The 22,506-nt window shown below is 44.0% G+C and carries 20 protein-coding genes; 9 read left to right on the top strand and 11 right to left on the bottom strand.

What is annotated here, in order from left to right:
• Window positions 1-11: 11 nt before the first annotated feature.
• Window positions 12-332, top strand: coding sequence for a divalent-cation tolerance protein CutA (gene cutA, locus ViNHUV68_RS19090; protein WP_038176623.1), 321 nt, complete (start codon window positions 12-14; stop codon window positions 330-332).
• Here the strand turns inward: cutA and ViNHUV68_RS19085 are convergent.
• Window positions 296-901, bottom strand: coding sequence for a DUF2238 domain-containing protein (locus ViNHUV68_RS19085; protein WP_038176622.1), 606 nt, complete (start codon window positions 899-901; stop codon window positions 296-298). The genes cutA and ViNHUV68_RS19085 overlap by 37 nt on opposite strands.
• 234 nt (window positions 902-1,135) lie before the next feature.
• Here ViNHUV68_RS19085 and ViNHUV68_RS19080 point away from each other — a divergent pair, with 234 nt between their 5' ends.
• Together ViNHUV68_RS19080 and ViNHUV68_RS19075 are read left to right on the top strand one after the other, a co-directional pair.
• Entirely contained in the window at window positions 1,136-1,975 is an 840-nt protein-coding gene (locus ViNHUV68_RS19080) for an isopenicillin N synthase family oxygenase (protein ID WP_038176621.1), read from the top strand.
• Window positions 1,976-2,091: 116 nt separating this feature from the next.
• Window positions 2,092-2,706, top strand: a complete 615-nt coding sequence (locus ViNHUV68_RS19075; protein ID WP_391090721.1) for a DNA-J related domain-containing protein — start codon at window positions 2,092-2,094, stop codon at window positions 2,704-2,706.
• Between the two features lie 63 nt (window positions 2,707-2,769).
• Here ViNHUV68_RS19075 and ViNHUV68_RS19070 read toward each other — a convergent pair whose 3' ends face one another.
• The 4 genes from ViNHUV68_RS19070 to tesA form a co-directional block, all read right to left on the bottom strand.
• A complete protein-coding gene (locus tag ViNHUV68_RS19070) occupies window positions 2,770-4,425 on the bottom strand; it encodes a P-loop domain-containing protein (RefSeq protein ID WP_391090719.1) in 1,656 nt (551 codons plus the stop codon).
• 79 nt (window positions 4,426-4,504) lie between these two features.
• Complete coding sequence (locus ViNHUV68_RS19065) at window positions 4,505-6,415, bottom strand: EAL domain-containing protein (protein WP_038176615.1); 1,911 nt, start codon at window positions 6,413-6,415, stop codon at window positions 4,505-4,507.
• A 228-nt stretch (window positions 6,416-6,643) separates the two neighbouring features.
• Entirely contained in the window at window positions 6,644-7,834 is a 1,191-nt protein-coding gene (gene fabV / locus ViNHUV68_RS19060; protein ID WP_391090717.1) for an enoyl-ACP reductase FabV, read from the bottom strand.
• A gap of 76 nt (window positions 7,835-7,910) precedes the next feature.
• Complete coding sequence (gene tesA, locus ViNHUV68_RS19055; protein WP_038176613.1) at window positions 7,911-8,510, bottom strand: multifunctional acyl-CoA thioesterase I/protease I/lysophospholipase L1; 600 nt, start codon at window positions 8,508-8,510, stop codon at window positions 7,911-7,913.
• Between tesA and ViNHUV68_RS19050 the strand changes: the two genes are divergently transcribed.
• The 5 genes from ViNHUV68_RS19050 to ViNHUV68_RS19030 all read left to right on the top strand — a co-directional run bounded on the left by ViNHUV68_RS19050 (window position 8,509) and on the right by ViNHUV68_RS19030 (window position 17,405).
• Entirely contained in the window at window positions 8,509-9,183 is a 675-nt protein-coding gene (locus ViNHUV68_RS19050) for an ATP-binding cassette domain-containing protein (protein ID WP_391090715.1), read from the top strand. The genes tesA and ViNHUV68_RS19050 overlap by 2 nt on opposite strands.
• The gene (locus ViNHUV68_RS19045; protein ID WP_391090713.1) at window positions 9,183-11,630 is read left to right on the top strand and encodes an FtsX-like permease family protein; all 2,448 of its coding nucleotides are present in this window, start codon (window positions 9,183-9,185) and stop codon (window positions 11,628-11,630) included. The genes ViNHUV68_RS19050 and ViNHUV68_RS19045 overlap by 1 nt, the downstream gene beginning before the upstream one ends.
• 288 nt (window positions 11,631-11,918) lie before the next feature.
• Window positions 11,919-13,358, top strand: coding sequence for an FAD-dependent oxidoreductase (locus tag ViNHUV68_RS19040; protein ID WP_391091872.1), 1,440 nt, complete (start codon window positions 11,919-11,921; stop codon window positions 13,356-13,358).
• A gap of 337 nt (window positions 13,359-13,695) precedes the next feature.
• Window positions 13,696-15,291 (top strand): M91 family zinc metallopeptidase, encoded by a 1,596-nt coding sequence (locus tag ViNHUV68_RS19035; RefSeq protein ID WP_391090711.1) that lies wholly within the window; start codon window positions 13,696-13,698, stop codon window positions 15,289-15,291.
• On the top strand, window positions 15,291-17,405 hold the full coding sequence (locus tag ViNHUV68_RS19030; RefSeq protein WP_391090709.1) for a hypothetical protein: 2,115 nt from the start codon (window positions 15,291-15,293) through the stop codon (window positions 17,403-17,405). The genes ViNHUV68_RS19035 and ViNHUV68_RS19030 overlap by 1 nt, the downstream gene beginning before the upstream one ends.
• A gap of 108 nt (window positions 17,406-17,513) precedes the next feature.
• On the opposite strand, the gene ViNHUV68_RS19025 is transcribed toward ViNHUV68_RS19030, so the two are convergent.
• From ViNHUV68_RS19025 to ViNHUV68_RS19015, 3 genes are read right to left on the bottom strand one after another with little or no spacing between them, the layout of a single operon-like run.
• The gene (locus ViNHUV68_RS19025) at window positions 17,514-18,446 is read right to left on the bottom strand and encodes a biotin-dependent carboxyltransferase family protein (RefSeq protein WP_038176607.1); all 933 of its coding nucleotides are present in this window, start codon (window positions 18,444-18,446) and stop codon (window positions 17,514-17,516) included.
• Window positions 18,443-19,150, bottom strand: coding sequence for an allophanate hydrolase subunit 1 (locus ViNHUV68_RS19020; RefSeq protein WP_038176606.1), 708 nt, complete (start codon window positions 19,148-19,150; stop codon window positions 18,443-18,445). Before ViNHUV68_RS19020 ends, ViNHUV68_RS19025 begins: the two co-directional genes overlap by 4 nt.
• Complete coding sequence (locus ViNHUV68_RS19015) at window positions 19,147-19,902, bottom strand: 5-oxoprolinase subunit PxpA (RefSeq protein ID WP_391090707.1); 756 nt, start codon at window positions 19,900-19,902, stop codon at window positions 19,147-19,149. The genes ViNHUV68_RS19020 and ViNHUV68_RS19015 overlap by 4 nt, the downstream gene beginning before the upstream one ends.
• Window positions 19,903-20,144: 242 nt before the next feature.
• Here ViNHUV68_RS19015 and galE point away from each other — a divergent pair, with 242 nt between their 5' ends.
• A complete protein-coding gene (gene galE, locus ViNHUV68_RS19010; RefSeq protein ID WP_391090705.1) occupies window positions 20,145-21,161 on the top strand; it encodes a UDP-glucose 4-epimerase GalE in 1,017 nt (338 codons plus the stop codon).
• Between the two features lie 71 nt (window positions 21,162-21,232).
• Here the strand turns inward: galE and ViNHUV68_RS19005 are convergent, their stop codons facing one another.
• From ViNHUV68_RS19005 to ViNHUV68_RS18995, 3 genes are read right to left on the bottom strand one after another with little or no spacing between them, the layout of a single operon-like run.
• Complete coding sequence (locus ViNHUV68_RS19005; RefSeq protein ID WP_391090703.1) at window positions 21,233-21,367, bottom strand: TIGR02808 family protein; 135 nt, start codon at window positions 21,365-21,367, stop codon at window positions 21,233-21,235.
• Window positions 21,368-21,378: 11 nt separating this feature from the next.
• Window positions 21,379-21,957, bottom strand: a complete 579-nt coding sequence (locus tag ViNHUV68_RS19000; RefSeq protein WP_038176599.1) for a NapC/NirT family cytochrome c — start codon at window positions 21,955-21,957, stop codon at window positions 21,379-21,381.
• 29 nt (window positions 21,958-21,986) lie between these two features.
• The gene (locus ViNHUV68_RS18995; RefSeq protein ID WP_391090701.1) at window positions 21,987-22,442 is read right to left on the bottom strand and encodes a nitrate reductase cytochrome c-type subunit; all 456 of its coding nucleotides are present in this window, start codon (window positions 22,440-22,442) and stop codon (window positions 21,987-21,989) included.
• Window positions 22,443-22,506 lie beyond the last annotated feature (64 nt).

Raw genomic sequence — 22,506 nt, 5'->3', positions numbered from 1 at the left:
TAGGGATCATTATGAGTGGACAATACTGTATTACGCTGACCACAACCAATAGCCAGCCAAACTGTGACGAGATCATCGCCAAGGTTTTACACCTTGGCTTGGCTGCGTGTATACAAACCATGCCAATTCAAAGCCATTATGTTTGGCAGGGGAAAGTATGTAGTGACAGTGAGATACTGATGATCATCAAAACTAAAAAATCGTGTTACCCACAGTTAGAACAAACGATTGTCGACTTACATAGTTATGATGTTCCTCAGGTTGTTCAAATCCCGTTTACAAAAGGCTTTAACCCTTATCTAACCTGGCTTGAAGAGAATACACGTTGCTGAAACGCAAGTAGGGCTAGCGAAGTAAGTGCGCCTAGCGTATCCATCATCATGTCTTTTTGTGCATCCCAAATGTCGCCTTGCGATCCTAAAAAAGCGATGCCTTCATCGCCGCCAGCAAGCTCTGCATACCACCATTCAATGATCTCATAGCCTGCGGCCAGTGCCATCAGAGCGAACAAGGCATAACTGAAGGCAATTGTCGGCTTGATGTTATGGCGGCGTAGTAAATATTCGCAAATCGGGTACGCGTAAAGACCGATAGAGAAGTGAGCTAGACGGTCAAAATTGTTGCGTTGTGAACCAATCAGATCGTTAAACCACTCAAAAGGTACCTCTGCAAAAGTGTATTTAGCCCCTATGGTATGCAAGCAGAGCCAAATGAACATCAAAATATAGGCAGTGTTGGAAAAACGAAAACGCGTTGAGGCAAAAACAATCAGGCCAAAAATCATCAATACGGGAATGATCTCCGCGAACCAAACAGCACGTGATACGGGTTCTATAACACTAAACAGAAAAACAATGCTATAGAGTAGAGATAGTACCATCAGTATTCTTGGAAGTTTCATCAGCTGTTACCAATCCTTAGTTATTTTAGTGCGCTAATGATGGCATTTAATAAAACATTGTTCAATTGGTGTGAGATTTTAAGCGCTATACTTATTCACAATAATTGTTGAAAACACACGACGTTGCACACTCTTTATGCATTTGACTTTGTTTACAAGTGTAACGATTGCTTTATAAAAATGGCACACATAAAATCGTTTGCCCAATCTAATAACAAATAAAATAGTAAAGTCATGAAACTGGAAACCGTTGATTATCGTGCACCTGATGCGGCGCAACACTTTGTAAAATCACTGCGTGAGACAGGATTTGGTGTACTAAAGAACCATCCTATACCGAAGGAGTTGGTTGAATCTATCTATGAAAACTGGTACCAATTTTTCACTTCAGAACGTAAAAATGCGTTTCACTTTAACGTTGAAACTCAAGATGGTTATTTTCCACCTTCTGTGTCGGAAGTGGCGAAAGGTCATTCGGTTAAAGATATTAAAGAGTACTTTCACGTTTACCCTTGGGGACAGATTCCTGATGAACTGCGTGAACAGATTTTAGATTATTACCAACGTGCTAATGCGTTCGCTGAAGAGCTATTGGGCTGGGTTGAAGCCTATGCACCGGTAGAAGTTCAAGAAAAGTTCTCTGTCGCATTATCAGAGATGATCAAAGACAGTGATAAAACCTTGTTACGTATACTGCACTATCCACCAATGACAGGCAGTGAAGAGCCGGGCGCAATCCGAGCTGCGGCTCATGAAGATATTAATTTGCTGACGGTTCTGCCGGCGTCAAATGAACCTGGTCTGCAAGTGATGAGCAAAGAAGGTGACTGGCTTGATGTCCCATGCGATTTCGGCAATCTGATTATCAATATCGGTGACATGCTACAAGAGGCATCTGGCGGATACTTCCCATCAACAACGCATCGAGTGATTAACCCGACAGGCGCGCGTCAGGAGCAATCACGTATCTCATTGCCACTGTTTCTGCATCCGAAGCCGCAAGTGGTCTTGTCTGAGAGATACACCGCAGACAGCTACCTGATGGAACGTTTAAGAGAGTTAGGTGTTATCTAGATATCGGAGCCGCAATTGCGGCTCTTTTTTTTGGCTCAGGCGACAATTGTCATGACCAAGACTCGACAAATGAAGGCGAATAGCTTTAAGTAAAATAAAAACAGTTAGGTTGGTTTATGGAAAAAGGTCAGCAAGTTACAGCGCAATTTCAACAGTACATGGAAAACCCACTGTTGTGGCCGATTTTAGACGTACTACGGAAGCAGCCCAGTGGGTGGAAAGTGCACACTTTGGCGTCTCACTTGGGTGATCTTGGCTATATCCCCTTGCTTGATCCTTTGCCTGAAAAAGATTTGTTTAAACGTAACTTCCTCATCATGAACGCGCTTTATCAGTTACAGGAGACTCTTTATCCCGACAATTGGCTGCAAGTCGCGGCAATGGACATTGTTTTGATGTCGTCACATCATGCCTCTGGCCACGAGGTGGATCATCAAGATCCTTTACGCGACTACTATATTCAATGGCACAATTATGAAGCGGATGAAGGCGAGGTGAAGCGACTACTGAACGACTTTTGGTCTAAATACCGTCACTTTGTTGGTAGTCACAATGGCAAGGATATGGACCGTGAAAAAGCGCTTCGGTTGTTTGAATTACCCTTTGATTCTAGCCAAAGCGAAATACGCCGAACATGGCGTAAACTGGCATTAAAGTGGCATCCTGATAGAGAGTTTGGAAATAGTGAGCGTTTTCGAATTCTGTGTGAAGCGTGGAACGTTTTACGTTAAATCAACCAGTTTAAAAATAAAGGCACCTGTCGGTGCCTTTAGATAGGGTGATCGGTCTACTACTTACAGCGCAGATTTAAATTGAGACTTACGCATACGATTTAAAACGGCTAAAACGTCAACAACGCGAGGTTTGGCTAAGTCACCGTAGTTAGGCATCGTCGAAAACCACTCATCATGGAGTAAATTAGCAAAGTCTTTGGCTGGGTTTTGACTCCATCCTGGTTGCTGAGCAAACTGAAACCACAGCCAACCAATCGCATGCACTTCACTACTTGATTCGATTTGTTCCAGCGCTGATAGATCGGCGTACTCTTTACCAAACCGTAGCGAATCAATTCCCTTTGCCGCAACACGGAATTTTCCGTCAACGAGCAGCGCTTGTAATGCTGGACAGTTAAATTGGCGTGGCGGGAAGGTGGCAAGGTTAGACTCTGATTCATTTTCGCGCTGACTTGGATGCTGTACAACCACCTGTTGCGCTTTTTCAGTGACATCCAAAGGTTGGTAGTCGCTCATTTGAATCACAGTATCAGCCACATCGAGATAATCACCCGATCCACCCATAACAATTAGTGTTGAAATATCCAGCTCGTCTCTGAGTTGTCCAATGCGATCAACCAACGGAGTAATCGGTTCGTCACCTTTACTCACTAGTGCCTGCATACGTTCATCTCGAATCATAAAGTTAGTCGCAGACGTATCTTCATCAATTAAAATACTACTCGCACCAGCTTCAATGGATTCTTGTAACCAAGCAGCTTGCGAAGTTGAGCCAGATGCATCTTGAGTAGAGAAGTTGTCAGTCTGTTTATTCATAGGCAGGTGGTTGATGTAATTAGACAGATTGAGGTTATGGACACAGCGACCATCTTCCGCACGGATTTTCACGGCATTGCAATCAGTGACAATCATCTCTCGGCCATCGCCTGGAATGTGGTCGTAAATAGAACGCTCAATCGCACTGAGTAGGGTCGATTTGCCGTGGAAACCACCGCCCACAATCAGCGTAATGCCTTTCGGGACACCCAAGCCTTTAATCGCTCCTTGGTTGGGAGTTTGTAGCGTCACTTCTAACGAACTAGGCGCAACAAATGCGACCGCTTCTTTCATCGGAAGATCGCAATTTCCAGCCACGCGTGGTAGTACGGAGCCGTTACCAATAAACGCAACTAGGTTGTTTTCAGCAAGCTGAGTACGCAGTGCCGCTTGGTCTTCGACAACTTGGCAATGGCGTTTTAGGTCGTCAAGATCAAGCTCTCGTTCAATCGTGGCACGACGAATGAATTTAGGTAAATGGAACGTCAGTAGGTTCGTTGATTTTTTGCCTAATACGGAACGGCCTTCAGCAGGAAGGTTAACGCGGAATCTAATTTCGATACCTTGTGGTGTGAAAATGACGGCGGTGCTATCTATTACAGTCTGGCCTGTAAGCGCAATACTAATGGCCGCATCTTGCTTAGCTAATTCAGCGAATCGTCGAGCGATATAGTCGCGAGCGCCCACTTGATAAGCGGTTGATTGCTCTTGCAACCAACTAAGCCCAGTCACCGACCAAGGACGGATCGCGCGTAGGCGAGATGCTGAAGCGTATGGGTCGCCCTGAACGTGATCAATATGGAGTGTAAAATCGCTAAAGTCGTACTGGCCTTTGATCTGTTGGTAGGCACGATAGTTTTGTTTTTCGATTTTTTTTAGCGTATTGATTAATTGGTCCATATTGAACTCATGATTTAGTGACGATAAGGGCGAGGATTATAGGAACCGCTCGTCGCAGAGTAAAGACCTAAGCGACGAGTTACGAATATGAGTACCGGTTAGGGGAATGATTTTGGTTAAGAAAGCTCAATTCAAACTCATCGCAAGGCATAGGTTTACCATAAAGATAGCCTTGGCCGATGTCACATCCTTCCGCTAATATGAACGTTTCGTGCGCAGAATTCTCAATCCCCTCAACGGTGACTGCCAAGTCGAGTTTTTTAGCGATATTAATGATCGAGCGAACGATTTCTTTATCTTGCTCGCTGTGTTCAAGTTGCTGAATGAAACTCTTATCAATTTTAATCGCGTCAAATGGGAATTTTTTTAAATAGTTGAATGAAGCGTAGCCAGTCCCAAAGTCATCAAGTGACAGTGTAACTCCAAGGTTGCTTAATGATGTCAGTGTATTACGCGCGATAACTTCGTCAGCAATCAAACCACTTTCAGTGATTTCAAGTTCAATGTATGACGCTGGAAGCTGATAAGCAGAGAGTAAATCTTTAAGCTGGCTGACAAACTGTGGGCTCTGTAATTGTACTGCTGAAACATTAATACTGATGGTAAAGTCATCGACAGAGTTTAACCATTCAGACGCTTTTTCAATCGCCGAGCGTAATACAAAACTGCCGACCTCAAAAATCAGCCCATTTTGCTCTGCGAGGTGAATAAGGGTTTCATTAGAAATATCCCCTAGTATCGGATGTCGCCAGCGGAGTAATGCTTCAGCACCAATCCATTTTCGTGTCAGCGGGGCAACCTTAGGTTGGAAGTAGAGCAGTAAGTCATCGTTACGAACCGCTTGCAATAAGTAGCTTTCAAGTTGATTGATGTTCTTTTGTGTATCAGCAATATCTTGGTTGTAGAAACTGAATTTATGGCCAGAATCTTTACACGATTGCATTGCCTCAGTCGCATATTTGATTAAGTCTTTTCCACACTGTGTATCGTCGGAACTGGCTACCCCGATATAGCTGTGTAGATGAAGCGTTTGATCTTCGACGAAAAATTCAGACTGGCTTACAGCCACTAACTCACTACACAAAAGATTGATGTCATGCTCAAAATGTTCACTGTCTAACACCAAAACAAGATCGTTTGATGAGGGGCGTGCTGTCATCACATCACGTTGATCATGCTTAATAAGCCGTTGGCGAAAAGTGACCAGAATTTGTTCCCAAGCCGCATAGCCATATTTCGCTTGAATGCGACGTCCGTTGGTAAAACCAATGTGTAATGCGGCGATCTTGCGCTGTGTATTACCAGCTAGTGTGTTCATTTTTTCAGCGACTTTTGATTCAAGCGCGGCACGATTGAGAAAGCCTGTGCCAATGTCGTGCCGTTGCTGATAACGCACTTTGCGCTCTGCTGCGCGACGTTTGTCTATCTCTTGGTTGAGTGAGTAGTTCAGCTCAACTAAGTCTTGGGTACGGGTTTTTACGCGTGACTTGAGCTCAGAGTTGACCTGTTCAAGGCGCTGATTTTGATACAGAGTCGTTAGTTGAGCTTCAATGGAATCTCGAAACGACGCAAGAAGTTGTTGGTAAGTTCGATTAAACGCATTCTCTTGATCATCTAGGAGACAAATAGTACCGAACACATCACCATTGGGCCACAATAAGGGTAAGCCACAATAGGCAATCATCCCGAGTTTGATATCTGGGTTATGACACCACTGCTTATCGTGCATTGCATTAGCAACCAAAAGCGGTTGGTTGGTCTCGATCACGGTTTCACAGTACAATCCGCAGCCCAATGATTCTTGATCGCCGATGTGATAGGGATGGGGGTGGTTGTTGTTTGCTGAGAACACTTCAATGTGCTGGGGATGAATTCGCATGACCAGAGCCGCAGGTGTAGCAACAATCTCGGCGAGCAGATTTAAAATACCTTGCCACGCAGAACTCATTTCTGCCGGAATAGCCATATTGCTGGTGTTTAATTTGGACATAAAATATTCCATGAGCGATAAATGGTCACAGGTGCAATCCTTGCACCTTCAATTAATCATAGTCGTTGTGATACGTTCGCAGGTAAACTTTATGTCAGGGAAACGGCCACACTCTTGTCTAGTAGGCAGAATGCCCTATCGCTATGGTAAAAAAAAGCCCAGAGAGAATCTCTGGGACGTTCAATTTCTATTGTCTCAAAATTAAGATTTTCTTTTATAACAGATAGTTTATTTAATAAACATATCAGTATCTATCTCTTGAGAATAATCGATATTTTCAAAGCCAAACCCGTTAAGATTCAAAAACTCTTGCTTGAACCCGTTATAATCGCCAACGTGTCGAAAGTTGTCCGCGTTTAAGCTTTCCATCAGTTGAGCGACTTTTAACTGTGTCGATGTTTCTAACTCAAGATCATCAATACGGATCAAGCGTTCTCCATCAACAGGAACTTTGTCTTGTCCATAGAGCTTGGTTGTGAATAGGCGTTGCATTTGTTCAATGCAGCCTTCATGTGTGCCTTGCTGCTTCATTACTTTGTACAGTGCAATCAAGTAAGGGCTTAGTCCGGGTATAAACACACTGGCTTTGGTCACTAAAGCCTTACAAACACTCGCATAAGCGCCGCCATCAAAATTGGCCAATTTTAGATTAAGTGAGTGACTAGTTTGATGCAAATCAACTTTCGCACGCCCTAAGGTACCGTCAAGATAAATGGGATGAGTGATCTCTGGGCCGATGTATGAGAAAGCGACGGTTTTGCAATCAGTGGCTATTGATTCTGCGTTAATTAAAGCATCAATCCAGCGCTCCCAATCTTCTCCACCCATTACTTTAATTGTTTCGAGCGCTTCTTGCTCGGACGCTACTGCTAAATGGGCCTGTTGCCAATGATCATTTTCCAGCACTAAAGTCGCGCCAGATACTGGCTCTGTCATCGGTTTTATTGAAGAGCGCCAAATTTTGTCACTTTCTGGATCGGGACGAATGCCACTGGCGACACTGTAAATGATCAGATCCACTTCACCTTCGAAGTACGTCTCTATTGCTTCAATGACTTCAGTCTTGATCTGATCGGAAAAAGCATCGCCGTGAATGTTAATCGCCTGACGACCATGTTGATTGGCAAACTGCTGGAAGTAGTAATCGTTGTAAAATCCAGCAGAGGCGGTTCTATCAGCACACGGTGCTTTCTCGTATGAAACACTAATGGTGTCAGCCTCTGCACCACCGAAGGTAAGCGCGATACGCGACGCTAAACCAAATCCTGATGATCCGCCGAGGATCAGTACACGTTTAGGACCATGCTTGATTGGTTGAGCTGACTTAACATAGTTAATTTGATTTAGAATTGCTTGTTGGCAACCCAGAGGATGAGCGCTGCGTGCAACAACACCATGGATAACAGGTTCGATAATCATTGTTTATTCCTTCAACCGCCATAGGCATCTCAACAAGGTAACGTAAAGTGTTACAAAGTTTATTGAGCTAGGGCAATTAGAGGTAATTAATCAATTGATTGGCAACAAAATTTGCAATCCAAGCTTGCGCTTCTGCTTTAGGATGTAACCCATCGCTCATCATCCATTCTGGTTTAATAACCACCCCTTCTAAGAAAAAGGGTAACAATGGAAGTTTTTGTTTTTCAGCAACTTGTGGGTAAATAGCAGAGAAGGCTTCAGTGTAGCGCTTTCCGTAATTTGGTAATACGTGGATCTGCATCAAAAGTGGCTTGGCCTGTGCGCTGCGTACCATCTCAATCATATTCACCAAGTTGGTTTGAATCAGGCTCGGTGGAAAACCGCGTAAACCATCGTTTGCGCCAAGCTCAATCAAGACGTAATCTGGTTGATGTAGGCTGAGTAAGTTGGGCAACCTTGCAAGGCCGTTACCGGTCGTATCTCCTGAGATACTTGCGTTAATGACTTGAATGTTTTGACCCTTTTCCGCTAAATCATGCGTAATAAGAGAGGGCCAAGCTTTTTCAATCGGCATTTGATAACCCGCACTTAAGCTGTCACCGAGAATTAACAGGGTTTTGCCATAGGCTGGGTTTAAACAAAAAATTATTAAGACAAAGGAAAGTAGTCGCATCATGCAAACGTCCGTTATTAAAGCTCAATCATTGTGTAAAATAGTCTCTACTAATCAAGAGCAATTAACAATCCTTGATGATGTAAATCTCGATATCAAAGAGGGTGAAAGTGTTGCGATTGTCGGCACCTCAGGAGCGGGTAAATCAACACTAATGACTTTATTGGCTGGCCTAGATACCCCGACAACGGGTGAGATTCATCTATTAGGAAAGCCCATCCATCAACTTAATGACGAGCAACGTGCAGCGATTCGCAGCGAGGCAGTGGGTTTTGTCTTCCAAAGCTTTTTGTTAATACCAAGTCTAAGTGCTATCGACAATGTGACGCTTCCTTGTTTGTTAAAAGGCGATGCAGAAGATAAGCAGCGGGCCATTGATTTGTTGGAGTCAGTAGGGCTTGGTACTAGAACGCATCACTCTCCATCGCAGCTTTCTGGGGGAGAGCAGCAACGTGTCGCACTTGCACGAGCGTTTATGATTCAGCCCCGTGTACTGTTTGCCGATGAACCAACGGGTAACCTCGACCAACAAACGGCAGGCAAGATCATTGAATTGCTGTTTGAGCTAAATAAACAACATGGCACAACGTTGGTGTTGGTGACTCATGATCCTAAACTTGCCCAGCGCTGCGATCGCACCTTCACAATGAAAGCTGGTCTGTTGGAGGAGTCATAATGTCTGCTGCAACCCCGATTGGACTCAACAAAAACAAACGCTTAGTGAGTTGGAGTCTTAACGAGATAAAACATGGTCAACTGTGGCCCGTTAGCATTGCCTTGACCTTGATCATCGCTTGTATCTTTGCATTAACGGCATTGGCTGAACGTATGGAGCAGGTGATTGTTAAACAGGGCAAACAAGCATTAACTGCCGATACGGTCTTTGTCTCCTCTAATCCGATCGACTCACAGTTCTATCAACTGACTCAATCACTTGACTTAATCACTTCGCAGCAAACACGATTTCGCACTATGGCGTTTAGTGATAAATCGATGCAGTTAATCACGGTTAAAGCGGTCGACAGTCGTTACCCACTGCGTGGTGAAATGGTTTTGTTTGACGGCAAAAATACCTCGTCGAGCGTTCAACCTGGCGAATTGTGGTTAGATGAGCGACTCTTTTCTCAACTTGAAGTCTCAATTGGTGACGCTGTCACTGTGGGTGATGCTGATTTTGTCGTAAGCGGAAAAATCAACGAGGAGCCTGGATTGAGCTTCAATCCATTTCAGCAAATGCCATCTGCATTTATTCATAGCAATGATCTTGATAAAACGGGCGCAGTTCAGTTAGGCAGCCGTGTGCGTTTTAATGTTTATATCAATGGTGACGAACAGGTCATCGAGCAACTAAAGCAATCGGTAGAACTTACGCCTAGCGACCGATGGCGCGATCAAAATAGTGCCAGTCGCACTAATGAAGTGTTTCAACGTACGCAGCAATATTTATCGCTGACCGTAGCAATTGTTGTGATCATGGCAGCGACAACCCTAGTCTTGACATGCCAGCACTACGTTTCGACGCGACGCAAGACCATTGCGATGCTGAAAAGCCTAGGGGCGAGCAGACGTTGGATAAGCCATTGGTTGCTAATTCAAGTGGCAATGTTATTCATCACAGCTGTCGTAATAGGTATTGGCGTCGGGGTATTATTAGAGTACTTACTGCGTATTCCTTTGGTTGATTTACTACCCAGTCCGCTTCCGAGTTATGGACTAAAACCTGTGCTGGTGTCCATACTTACCAGTTCGCTTATCGCGATTCCTGCACTGGGTATTCCCCTTATTGGTTTGGTCAACATTAGTGCAATCAATGTCATGCAGCCAAAAGCGAATCATAACCAAAAACGAGCTCACTATTGGTTGGTGATGGTACCGATTTTTCCTATGATTCTGGCGTACTACGACAACCTACTGGTTTGGATTGTACTTGGTGGCATTATTGTGCTGTTTTTGGCCTTAGCCATTGTCAGTATTGGTTTAACCAAATTACTGGGTAAAGCACCACTCAATACGGCATTTAAGTTGGCGCTGAGCCGAATCAATCGCTCAATGACGGCAACTGGCATACAGTTTGGCGCACTCGCGCTGTCATTAATGCTTCTTTCTACCATGTGGCTAGTTCGCACTGATCTGTTATCCGATTGGCAACGTACTCTACCTGAAAATGCACCCAACGCATTTGCGCTCAACATTGCACCTTATGAAAAACAGGCGTATTTGCAGGTGCTTGATGACAATAGTATCGAGCGTTCAGAGGCTTATCCGATCATTCGCGGACGTTTAACGCAAGTCAATGGCATTGACGCTAAGCAGGCGGCTAACGGTGAAGAGGCCAGTGACGCTTTAAGGCGAGAGCTTAACTTTACCTTCGCGACAGGCATTCCTGAGCATAACCAGTTGCTGCAAGGCGATTGGACTGCGAAGAATGGTGTGTCTGTCGAATCGGATGTGGCTGAAGATTTAGGTTTAGCGATTGGTGATACGCTCGATTTTGTCATTAACAGCCAATTGGTGAGTGCACAGGTAAATTCAATACGCGCGGTCGAGTGGCGAGATATGAAGCCGAATTTTTACTTCATTTTTTCCCCCGATGTACTTGAGAATATACCCGCCACATATTTGGTCAGTTTTAGACTTGCAGACAATCAAGGTGACTTGTTAAACCGTTTGTCACGGCAACACCCGACGGTTAGTTTGATGGATATTCGAGTGATGGGCGAGAAGATACAACAACTCTTAGAGCAAATAGTCTGGTCGATTACGTTATTAGCTGGGATTGGTGTGCTATCAGGCTTGTTATTAATATTCACGTTACTTAGATTAAGCTTAGGTCAGCGACAAGACGAAATTCAGCTTTATCGCACCTTAGGGGCAAGTAAAAAGCGGGTAGAACAGACCATCTGGGCAGAGTATGGTTTGATGGCATTAGTCGCCAGTTTTATCGCCATATTAGGCTCTGAGGCGGTGGTTGCTGCGATTGTATGGTTTGGTTTCGATTTACCACCTAAGCTGCATGGCATGCTGTGGTTGGCGCTACCTATAAGCACGTTTTGCACACTTGCTTTAGTGGTTAATAGTTTGATTAAACGGCTACTAACCCCTATAAATAAAGCAGTTAGCTAACATCATACGGGCTGAGAATTACAGTTATCCACAAAAACGGTGGATAAAGTTTGGGATAACTCAGCCCGACTCTTAAGGTGATTTTGTTATAGCCCAATAGCCGTAAAGTCCTTGGCATTTCTGTTATTCACAATGTTGTTCATTTCTGAATTATTCAAATCTAAGTCAAGACTTTTTTTGCATTTTTTTTACGTTTCAACGTCGCATTTTTACCCTGTAAAAATTGTGATTTTTTTCGCCCGATATAACGAGTAAAATGTTCTGATAATGAATGAATTAGCAAAATTAATGCAATCTGAACAACAGACATCAGTCAGCCCAAAAATCGCGATCATCGGTGGTGGTATTGCAGGAGCAACAGCCGCGGTTCACTTAGCCGAACTCGGTATGAATATCACTCTAATAGAAAAGAGCGCAAGTTTGGTCTGTGGTCCACCAATCTGTCATTTGCATGCTGGTGGAAATTTGTACAGAGAGATATCAACTCAGCAGTGTGTTGAATTACTTAAACAGTCTATTGATACGGTGCGACTCTATCCACAAACGATAAACCACCGCCCAACCGTGATTGCAGTACCATGCAGTGATGATGGCAGTCCGGATGCGCTCAGAGATCGTTTAGTCACTATCCAAAACTGTTATCGTGAGTTAGTTGAGGCAGATCCTGCGAATAAAGTATTGGGTGAGCCGTCTCAGTACTATAAATTCTACACTCGTGAAGAGATCGAAATGTTAGCCATGCAGGAGCAACCGGCTCAACCAAATTCAATCGACGAATGGTTGATCCCTTTTGCCAAACATACCGATCTCGATGCTTTGCAATTTCCAATTGTTGGGGTGCAAGAGCCAGGCTGGAGTGTCTTTCGTATTGCGGCATCGGCAACCTTAGCCTTAGAGCAGATGCCTAATTGCCAGTTAATGACCAATACGCAAGTCGTCGGCGTTGAAGAGTATGACGATGGTTGGAAGATAGAATACCGCAGCGACAGTGGCAAACTTAGTTGTCTCAAGGTCGATTATCTTGTCAATGCTTGTGGCTATGAAACAGGGTCAATTGATGACTTAGCCAAAAAGTCGCGTCAGCGTCTGGTTGAGTTCAAAGCGGCCTATGTAACGCGTTGGTCGCAGTGCAATGAACTGTGGCCTGAGGTGATTTTCCATGGTCAACGTGGGACCCCAAATGGTATGGCTCAGTTAACCCCCTATCCGGATGGGGTATTTCAATTGCACGGTATGACCAAAGACATCACTTTATTTGAAGATGGACTTGTCGCCAATGAACATGGGTCGTCTCAGCCTAAGTTACCGTTGAGACTGCTTAACAAGATTCAAAAAGGCTGGGACTCGTCTGTTGTGGTCGAGCGTAGTCAACGTGCGATTGAACATATGGCGAAATATATTCCAAGTTATGTTGATGCCAACGAATATGGAACGCCACTATTTGGTGCACAGCAGATCCCAGGACAAGACGAAACGCTGCGTGCGGCTGATGTGACGTTTGAAGGCGATCACTATGCGCGCGTCGAAGTCGTTAAAGGGTCTTCGGCTTTAGAAGCGGCGATAAAGCTAGTTAAGCAATGGCAACTTTTCGCATATCACACTGACGTGATTGAAGATCTGCATCCTGTCATGCACAGCTTAAGCGCTGAAGATGTAGAATTGCGGGCTGAACAGTTAGCTCAGCAGAGGTCATATCCTGCTCAGTTGGCGCAATACTACGGTCAATAAAAGTCTAATAAGGCGCCAAGTTCAACCTAAACTTGGCGCCGTAAGCTTGGATCTCTTGGATCTCAAAACCAACAAGCCTTCATGGCGTCCTTTCTATTCCGCTCCGAGAAGTTAAGCGGCCCCTACAGCATTTGATTTATCAATACCCTCCACATTTCGTGTTTCAGATCACATTAATGTGCATAGTTTGGTCATAATGATTTTTTATTTAACTCGCTTATTGCAGACTCTCGACGTTTAAAATAAATGCAACTAAGTGAGTATTGTCAGGATTATAAAAAGGTCAATGGGCTCCTGTTTGAACTATAAATTGATAAGCTAATAAAAGAGGTTAAAAATGAGAGGCTTACTTGTCATCTTATTCTTGTTTTATGCTGTTAATACCTCAGCCAATATATATTATGGTCCTGCCGATGGTGAGGTCATCATTGATGTTAACGATCCTAAAGGCTATCTGTTTAAGATGGAAAAAGGGATTTATGTACAAAGTGCGTCTCATGATTATATTGCTGATATAGCTAATTTGTTAGATGAGATTAAAAGCACACCAAGTGGTAGAGCGCTTTTAAATCAAGTCTCACATTATCACCCACTACCACTACCTGGCCAACCAAGGGCTTTGCCTTACTCGAATTCAACTGCACCTGAAAGCGTGCTGAAAAAAATCCATGTTGTCATAAGTGATGCAACGGCGAACAAAAACTTTGTCACTGAGCCTTTAATTGCGGACCCATCATACATTGGTCACCAATCAAATGGTCTTGGTGTACCTTCTCGTATTTATTTTAGTCCCAATGCAGAGGTTGTCATTCCGGGGTCAACTGAGACTATTAAGCCATCTGTGGCGCTAGGCCATGAATTGGTGCATGCCCGAGATTATCTCTCTGGTGGTTTACCTACAGGAGTTCGCACTGTGTCACATGTTGCGCCTGTTGATGGGGTGAGTGAGCAAGGGATGGCTTTTAGGCAAGGTGATCGCGTTGAGTTTCAGCTTGCACGAAAAGAATTCGAAGCAACAGGGCTTGCTTATCGCAATAAGGAGTTTTCTACAGCGATAAAAAAACCTACCGTTACGCGCCAGCGATCAATTGAGCGTCGTGAGAGCTATGGTGATCTTTGGTATCAAGCCAAAAAGCAAGGCAGTGTATCAAAGGATGAATACAAAGAAGTAAAAACCAATCTTGCATTGTTAAAAAAAGAAAAACCAGTGAGTGAATACCACTTAGCCAAGGAGTTAGGAGCACCAAGTCGAGATATGTACTGGCCAAGTCGGATGATACCCTATCGACATATGGACTCGCCTAGTCTTGGCAGTAAAAGTACCTCTATGATTCGTCGTCGGCCGGGTAAAGTCAGTGCCATGGCTGAACGTACCTATACCACAACTTCTTACCTGGATAAGTCTGACAACCCGTTAGTTGTTATGACCTCAAGTATGTTTGGAGGGCATAACACAACTGCAAAGATTAACCGAGATGCTAAGAATGCTATTGATATCGCTCTCGCCACAGACAGCGATATTGTTATTCTTGAGGGCGATGAGTTTGGAAGCCTTTCTTATGGCAAAAAGAAATTTATTCGTGAATTGCAACAAAAGACAATTGCCAGCGCCACTAATAATCCAAATGCAGAGGTTAAATTTGTGTCGATGGGAACAGGTGAAATCACAGGTGAAGGGCTAGCAAGTGTTCGACAAGCCCGTCATGTTGCTTTGTTTGCTCCCAACAATGAAGTCAACGCAATTCGGTTAGCTCAGCATATTTCCGGGCAGGGCACCTCACTCATGATTAATCACACTGGAGAGCTTGCGGTACATGCTAGAATGCATCCATTTCAGTTAAAACAAGCATGGACCGAACTTGCATTGCAGCAAGACGTAACGCTCATTCCAGAAAAACCTCTTCCTCAACTCAAAAAATGCTGGTTCTTGTAATGAAATTTAGATACTGCTTAGCTATCTCATTCTCCCTTATATTTTTTCAAGTCCAAGCAGAACAAAGGTGTAATTTACTTAATAGCCAGCTTGAGCAAGAAGAGGCTTGGCTCTCTCGACTTGATACGGAATTCTCATCTAGCTTGCAAAATGCTCAATCTCTCTCTGCTATCGAGCAAATACCGAGTTTGGTTTTTCCACAAGACAGTGTCCTTACAGAAGGTCGAGGTTGGTCTGGTTTAGCATTGGCCTTACAGGAAAATACTCAAGCAATAGGCACTGCTTCTGGCTCAAGAAAAAGTCAGTTTCAGCGTCTTGCACAACGTACCTTGAGCCGACAACTGCTTCATGGAGTTGCGGGAGGCTTATCCGCAGGCTCAGATGTCATGACTTTACTTCCTTGGTACGACCGATTGGTAAGAACGATGTGGGATGACTCAGCCAGTGCTCTAGATAGACTTGCAGTAACATTAGAACCAATACCATTTATAGGTTTTGCAGTCAGTTATTATGACACCTTGTCTCATATGGATAGCTCTAATCGTCTTGAGAAATTTGTGAAACTGGGTCGTTACACTTATGTCAACGACAATCCGGAAGCCATCGTCAATAGAGCTACAGCGACTCATCTCTATCATCAGTACCAACAGCTGAAAAACCATACTAATGAGCTTGCTAAACGGATCATTAGTGTTCACATGTTGCATTACGATGCGGCTTTTAGTGCAAAAGTATTAGAGATCGAAAAGGTGTTGGATGAGACCTTCGCACAAATGGATTCAGAGTTCGTTCATCTTATGCTCAACCGTTATAATTCGACGGAGCACTTAACTCATCCTTTTGGTGACAGAGCTTGCATCAGTGAACGCCAGTTGATTGAGAATAAATTACAAGCGGATGAAAGTACCAGTGCTAATGAACGCCAGAGCCTTAGAGAATGTAGTTACCAAGCGTTAATAGCAAACCTTATGGTTATAGGTGTTGGAAGACATCAAATAAATGAGCAGGCTAGAAGTCACTTTTTTTCCTACAAGCAAAAAATGGTTGACCAAGCTATTGAGCATATATCAAATTGGCGACAGACTTTAATTAATATGCAGAAAACCGCGATTGATGAAGCAATTAAATCGGTTATCGCAAGCGATGATCTTATCCTTTATCAGCGAAATCTCTACCAAAGGGCGAGAGACATTGCTATTAACAACTTTTCTCTCCAGATCATGCAGCGTCCTGCGACCTTCATTGAACTTGAGACGGGACGTTTTCTAGTCGATGAGGGTGAGTTGGTGTGTGGTCTCTATAGCTGCAGTGTATACGAAGGGCGAGAAGTGTTATTCGATGAGACAAAAGATCCGCTGCTGACGAGATTAAGCCAGCCTTTACTCACACTCGATACACAAGAATACCTCTCCCAGCATTATCAACATGCTTGGTCTGAAGCTGAATTAGATGAGCCTTACATTAACTTATGGACTCAATGGCAACACAGAAATGAGGATCATTTTTTTGCGTTACCTTATTTGGGTAATCCCTCGCTGCAGGTGATAGAAAAAGATATGCCGCAGCTTATCGACGTACTTGAAGAGATCCCTGAAAGTTTAACTGCGCAGCAAGCTCTACCCTATATGTATCAATCGATAAGAGAAATTATTTCATCCATGGATACGCATAAAGCTTGGACAGTACTCGGTGATTTTGTGTTTCGTTTTCAATATGAACTGCGCCAACAACAAAGGTTACATTTTTTACCTGTGTCGTGGCAGCAGCACATTTGGTCTGAATCTGTCTATGGTCCTATGTTTAATGCCTACCTAAGCAAGCCTTACTGGTATTTGTCGTCTCAGACCTGGGCACACACTTTACCTCACTATAATGAGCGGTTTCCCGAAGACTGGTTTTTGCAAATGGGGCAAGACCATCAAACCTATCTTACTGAGCCAGTAAATCGCCAAGTCTACCTCAGTGACAAATACTGGCATGACGTCAGTGCACAGCTTTATGCAGTTCTGAATATTCCATCGATGAGATGGCGACCATTCGACCATTTGATCTTGACTGACATATGGTCGCAAGTGATAGAAAATGAAGCGTTAATTGCGGCGAGTAAAGGTTAGTGTTTAGGGCTAACGTATTTATATTACGGGCTAATAAGTTTCTGAATAACAATGGGCGAGGTCACTGCCCATTGCCATCCACAGATTGCTATCCACAGAGTCACAATATTAATAGCCGAAAAATCGCGCCCATTGTCCCCATACATCTTGCAGACCGAGTAAGTCGCCGCGAACAAATGACACTTTTTGCCCTGGTTTCGCTTGAGCAAGACGTGGTAGATCGATGCGCGCGACACAACCAATTTTAGGATAGCCACCAATCGTTTGTCGGTCATTCAGCAACACAATTGGTTCACCACTAGGCGTTACTTGAACTGCGCCCAGCGCAATGCCTTCTGATAAATACTCTTTGTTTGGCGGTTGAATTCGACTTCCTGACAGGCGGTAACCCATGCGGTTGATTAACTGGCTGACCTCAAACTGTTGGCTATATATCGAGTCGACCGCATCACGATCAAAATCATTAACTTGGTATCCTTCAATAAACCGCAGCTCTAGTGGTAAATTGTAATCAGGCTTAAAGCGAAATGTTGTTTGAACAGGACGAGCACGAATCGTATGTGGTGTAAAATTAAGTACATCACCCAAAGATAGAGGGTTTCCACCAGCTAATCCGCCCAATTGATCACGAGTCACAGTGGCGACACTACCAAGATGAGGCATCACGTTAAATCCCCCTTTGATGGCCAAATAGGCACGTAAACCGTTTTTCGGTAAGCCAAAGGTGAGTGTTTGTCCCTTAACCGCCCGAAACGTTGACCAATTAGTCAGCAGTTGTCCATCAAGACGAGCGCAGAGATCGCCGCCAGCAATCGCCATCTCACAAGAAGCATGAATGAGAAACTCTGCCTGACCTAAAGTGATTTCAAGCGCCGCCATATTTACAGTATTACCAAGTAAATGGTTTGCCCAACTGTACGCGTAGTCATCCACCGGGCCACCTTGAGTAATACCAAAATGAGCTAAACCAAAACGTCCAAAGTCTTGAATCAGTGTCTGTTGGCCAGGTTTTATTACTTCAATAAAGTTTGTTGATGTCATTGCCAATCCTTGTTTACCTTGCCACCAAGCTGAACAAACGTGTCGTAATCAATCGACTCGAAACGCACTTTAGTCCCGATACTGAACGGTAATACTTTTGCTCTCTCTGGATGATAAAGCTGAGTTGGACAGTTACCGATGATATTCCAGCCACCTGGCGACTCACTAGGATAAATCGCCGTTTGATTGTTCGCGATCCCCACACTGCCTTTAGGCACGGTGACACGTGGCGACGCTTTTCTCGGACGCCTGATTTGATGATCAACCGCAGTCAGAAACGCAAACCCGGCAGAAAAGCCAATTGCACCAACGGTATACTCAACTTGACTATGAAGATCACGAAAACGGTCAATATCGATTCCGTCGGATTGGTAAAGCGCCAGATCTGGGCCGACAGATAAATCATAGTAAATAGGAAGTGTGATCACCTCTGATTGATGAGATTCAGGCATGTTTTCTAATGCTTCAGTGACCAAATGTTCAAGGTACGGGACAAACTCAAATATCGAAATGCGATGAGGCAGGTAGTCAACCAAGATGGTGTTGAATGAAGGTGTTACATTCATCACCCATGCGCCTAATTGATTGCTGAGATAATGGCTGATTTCACCAATGACCCATGACAAGTGATCACTGGGTTCACTATCAAAACGAATTAATATTGAGCATTCTGCAACGGGATCGATTGAGGCGTTGAGCTTCATGACAAAGAGCCCTCCTTAGTCAACAGTTGTTTAATTTGCTCGATGACGCTGATGCTTTGCGGGTTATCACCATGAACACAAATGGTGTCGACTTCTAAGGGAATCGTGAAGCCATCGATAGTGCGCACTTTGCCGTAAAGTGCAATTTGTTGTGCTTGGCTTAATATATCGTCAGGACTTGTCAAAACCGCATCAGAATTGCTGCGTGAGGCAAGTTGACCATTTACTTGATAGCGTCGGTCAGCAAAGGCTTCAAATAGCAAAGGGACATCGTATCGGTCGGCAAGGTCAAGCAGAGGTTGGTTATCGGTGATGGCTAGCGTCATTAGCGGCAGATCAAAACTCGACACGGCATCAAGTACCGCTTCAAACACCGTTAGATTAGTTTGCATATCATTATATAAGGCGCCATGAGGTTTGACATAACGCAGTTCGGCATTGTGACTTTCGCACAGCGCTTTTAGTGCACCGATTTGATAGATCAGCATATTGGTTATTTCGTCTGCCGACATAGGAATGCTGCGACGACCAAAACCTTGTCGATCGGGATAACTCGGGTGAGCGCCGATCTGAACATCGTAGCTAAGCGCAAGTTGAACGGTCTTACTCATTATCTGTGGATCAGAAGCATGAAAACCACAAGCAATACTGGCCATGTCGATATGTGGCATCACTTGCGCGTCGTTGCCCATCACCCAATGGCCAAAGCTTTCACCCATATCACAATTAAGACTGATTGAACGTTTTGTCATTAATTACTCATATCCTTATGCATGTTATTCAGTAACATGTTTCAATTGACTTAAATATTCAGTGATCAATTTCATTGTTTACTTAATCGGTGCTCAGCTTAGCGATAACGAAAAGTCATTGACGTGATCTAGACAGGTTAAGTGAAGTCCATTTTGTTGTTTGTGTAAGATTTACAATGTTTCTGTATTGACTCATTATGCTTAGGTATGATGATGAAAATATTCTAAAAAAGGCGCGTAATATGAAAGTTTTAGTCACTGGTGGAATGGGCTACATTGGCAGCCATACTTGCATTCAAATGCTGGGTGCCGGCATTACTCCAGTTATTTTTGATAACCTTTACAACAGCAAGCAAGCAGTGTTGCAACGTATAGAAAAAGTCACTGGACACCGGCTTGATTTTGTAAAAGGTGATATTCGCGACAAAGCACTGCTAACCAAGACGTTAAAAACCCACGCTATTGATGCGGTGATACATTTTGCAGGTCTTAAGGCCGTTGGTGAATCGGTAGTAAAGCCGCTTGAATACTACGACAACAACGTTAATGGAACCTTAGTTTTGGTGGCTGCAATGCAAGAAGCAGGCGTTAAATCATTAGTTTTTTCATCATCTGCAACCGTATATGGTGATCCAGCGTCTGTGCCTATTACCGAAGATTTTCCAACTAGCGCGACCAACCCTTATGGGCGCAGCAAGTTAATGGTTGAAGAGTGTTTAACAGATTTTCATCACGCTAACCCAGACTGGAGTATTACCTTATTACGTTACTTTAACCCCGTTGGCTCGCATCCGAGTGGTGAACTTGGTGAAGATCCACAAGGTATTCCTAACAACTTGATGCCGTTCGTGTCACAAGTTGCAGTAGGGCGACGTGATTGTTTATCCGTTTTTGGCAATGATTACCCAACCCCAGATGGCACGGGCGTTCGTGACTATATTCATGTTGTTGATTTGGCTGATGGTCATATTGCAGCGCTGGAAAACGTTGGGGCCAAAATGGGTTTGCACATCTACAATCTTGGAACGGGTAATGGCTCTAGTGTGTTGGAAATGGTCAAAGCGTTTGAAGCGGCCAGTGGTAAGCAAGTCCCTTATCAAGTTGTAGCACGACGTGCTGGTGATATTGCAGAGTGCTGGGCAGACCCATCGAAAGCGATGCAAGAATTGGGATGGGAAGCGGTACGTAGCTTGGATGATATGACAACAGATACCTGGCGTTGGCAGTCGAATAACCCTCAAGGCTACCCAGATATTTAACTTGGACGCTTGATAAAATAAAGCCACCGTATTATCGGTGGCTTTATTGTGATGGTTTGTAATTAAACTAATTACACTTGTTTATCTTTACCTAATGACAGTAACCACATAGAAATTACCGCCACGACTGCAAAACCAGACAAAATAATAAATGGCATGGCAGTGTAACCAAGGATATGCCAAATTACAGATTCTAACGTACTCATGGTGCTCTCCCTTATTGCCAGCCGTCGACATCTTTCATGTCAGGTAGTTTGTGAGCGATACCTTTATGACAATCAACACACGTTTTATCACCCGATGCGAGTGCAGTTGAGTGTTGTTTAGCACTACGTTGGCCTTGCTCAGAAAAGTCCATAAATTCAAATTCGTGACAGTTACGACATTCAAGTGAATCATTGCCCTTCAAGCGTAGCCACTCGCGTTCCGCTAAATGAGCGCGTCGAGCCTGGAATTTCTCAGGTGTATCAATAGTTTTCGTCACGAAGTGGGCAAATAGTTCTTTCGATGCTTGAACCTTACGCACGATCTTATCTGTCCATTCATGTGGAACGTGACAGTCACTACAAATAGCTCGAACACCCGAGCGGTTAGAGTAGTGAATAGTCTCTTGAATTTCTGCGACGATAGGGGCGTGACAACCAGAACAAAACTCTTCGGTATTGGTTGCTTCCATCCCCGTGTTAAATGCGCCCCAGAATAGAAGACCACCCGTAAAACCCATAAACAAAACCACACCTACAGCAGCTTTACTCGGGGTTGTTAGTCGCTTCCAAAACGCTTTAATTAATTTCATATATAGCCTCTTAATTAGTCACGCACGAATTACTTCAGTGAGTCCACTTTTTTGAATTCGTTCTCTATTAGTGACTGAGCATCAGCCTGAGGAACATGACACTGCAGACAGAAGTAACGTCGTGGTGAGACGTCAGCTAATACGGCGTCTTCGCGGTTTACGTAGTGAGTGACACTAATCTTAGTTGCGCCCATTTCTTTGGCATTTTTCCAACTGTGACACGCAAGACACTTGTTGGCATTCAGCGACACTTCATAGTTACGAATGCTATGTGGTATTAAAGGCGGCTGATACACATAGTTTGTGGCGACAGTTTGATCTTTTGGATATTTTTTCATCTCATCCGCAGGACGTGTATCTTCTAACTGAGCACTACCACGCAGTGACTCTAATCCGCCTATACCGCCAGGGTTGTCGAGTTCAGCGAACGCAATACCGCTAATAAGCGCACTGAACGATAACAGTGCAAGTAACATCTTTTTCATTATTCATTCTCCACCTAAGGCAAAATTCTTGATTTGGCTACCTCTCTCGAGAGGCAGCCATTAG

Origin of the sequence: Vibrio sp. NH-UV-68, assembly GCF_042940635.1 — a bacterium.
Classification (GTDB): Bacteria; Pseudomonadota; Gammaproteobacteria; order Enterobacterales; family Vibrionaceae; genus Vibrio; species Vibrio pacinii.
The sequence above is the reverse complement of the archived record's forward strand: the minus strand, read 5'-3'. Positions and strand labels throughout refer to the sequence as shown.

Coding starts and splice junctions, on each gene's coding strand:
- ViNHUV68_RS19030 (WP_391090709.1), top strand. CDS start 15,291: ATGAAATTTAGATACTGCTTAGCTATCTCATTCTCCCTTATATTTTTT.
- cutA (WP_038176623.1), top strand. CDS start 12: ATGAGTGGACAATACTGTATTACGCTGACCACAACCAATAGCCAGCCA.
- ViNHUV68_RS19065 (WP_038176615.1), bottom strand. CDS start 6,415: ATGTCCAAATTAAACACCAGCAATATGGCTATTCCGGCAGAAATGAGT.
- tesA (WP_038176613.1), bottom strand. CDS start 8,510: ATGATGCGACTACTTTCCTTTGTCTTAATAATTTTTTGTTTAAACCCA.
- ViNHUV68_RS19020 (WP_038176606.1), bottom strand. CDS start 19,150: ATGAAGCTCAACGCCTCAATCGATCCCGTTGCAGAATGCTCAATATTA.
- ViNHUV68_RS19075 (WP_391090721.1), top strand. CDS start 2,092: ATGGAAAAAGGTCAGCAAGTTACAGCGCAATTTCAACAGTACATGGAA.
- ViNHUV68_RS19000 (WP_038176599.1), bottom strand. CDS start 21,957: ATGAAATTAATTAAAGCGTTTTGGAAGCGACTAACAACCCCGAGTAAA.
- ViNHUV68_RS19025 (WP_038176607.1), bottom strand. CDS start 18,446: ATGACATCAACAAACTTTATTGAAGTAATAAAACCTGGCCAACAGACA.
- ViNHUV68_RS18995 (WP_391090701.1), bottom strand. CDS start 22,442: ATGAAAAAGATGTTACTTGCACTGTTATCGTTCAGTGCGCTTATTAGC.
- fabV (WP_391090717.1), bottom strand. CDS start 7,834: ATGATTATCGAACCTGTTATCCATGGTGTTGTTGCACGCAGCGCTCAT.
- ViNHUV68_RS19005 (WP_391090703.1), bottom strand. CDS start 21,367: ATGAGTACGTTAGAATCTGTAATTTGGCATATCCTTGGTTACACTGCC.
- ViNHUV68_RS19085 (WP_038176622.1), bottom strand. CDS start 901: ATGAAACTTCCAAGAATACTGATGGTACTATCTCTACTCTATAGCATT.
- ViNHUV68_RS19070 (WP_391090719.1), bottom strand. CDS start 4,425: ATGGACCAATTAATCAATACGCTAAAAAAAATCGAAAAACAAAACTAT.
- ViNHUV68_RS19080 (WP_038176621.1), top strand. CDS start 1,136: ATGAAACTGGAAACCGTTGATTATCGTGCACCTGATGCGGCGCAACAC.
- ViNHUV68_RS19015 (WP_391090707.1), bottom strand. CDS start 19,902: ATGACAAAACGTTCAATCAGTCTTAATTGTGATATGGGTGAAAGCTTT.
- ViNHUV68_RS19045 (WP_391090713.1), top strand. CDS start 9,183: ATGTCTGCTGCAACCCCGATTGGACTCAACAAAAACAAACGCTTAGTG.
- ViNHUV68_RS19050 (WP_391090715.1), top strand. CDS start 8,509: ATGCAAACGTCCGTTATTAAAGCTCAATCATTGTGTAAAATAGTCTCT.
- galE (WP_391090705.1), top strand. CDS start 20,145: ATGAAAGTTTTAGTCACTGGTGGAATGGGCTACATTGGCAGCCATACT.
- ViNHUV68_RS19035 (WP_391090711.1), top strand. CDS start 13,696: ATGAGAGGCTTACTTGTCATCTTATTCTTGTTTTATGCTGTTAATACC.
- ViNHUV68_RS19040 (WP_391091872.1), top strand. CDS start 11,919: ATGCAATCTGAACAACAGACATCAGTCAGCCCAAAAATCGCGATCATC.